This is a genomic window from Aeromonas sp. ZOR0002 (assembly GCF_963866995.1).
Lineage (GTDB): Bacteria > Pseudomonadota > Gammaproteobacteria > Enterobacterales > Aeromonadaceae > Aeromonas > Aeromonas caviae.
This window is the reverse complement of the sequence record NZ_CAWMFQ010000331.1, coordinates 1-360: the sequence shown is the minus strand read 5'-3', so window position 1 is coordinate 360 and position 360 is coordinate 1. Positions and strand designations below refer to the sequence as shown.

The following is a 360-nucleotide window of genomic DNA, read 5'->3' as shown; positions in this document are numbered from 1 at the left end:
CAGGCCGGCCGGGTCGTGCAGGCCGCCGCCTGCCGCTGCGAGTTCGTGGCCCAGCAACTGCCCGCCGGGCTTTCCACCCTCAGCACCCGCGCCGTGCTGCTGGATGCGCTCGGCAACGACCCCGCCGCCGAATGGCAGGTGGACAAGCTGCTGGCCGAACTGCAGCTGGAGGCCCAGGCCACGTTGCCGGTCAGTGCACTGAGCGGTGGCCAGCACAGCCGGCTGCAGATAGGCCGCGCCCTGCTGCGCCAACCCAACCTGCTGCTGCTCGATGAGCCCAGCAACCACCTGGACTTGCCCGCCCTGCTCTGGCTCGAGCAGTTTCTGCTGGGCTGGCGCGGCGCCTTCGTGCTGACTGTG

1 protein-coding gene is annotated in these 360 nt (G+C 70.8%); it reads left to right on the top strand.

The annotated features are described in order from the left end of the window. The coding region (locus AACR77_RS18060; RefSeq protein WP_042883190.1) for an ATP-binding cassette domain-containing protein at positions 1–360 on the top strand (360 nt) is incomplete at both ends.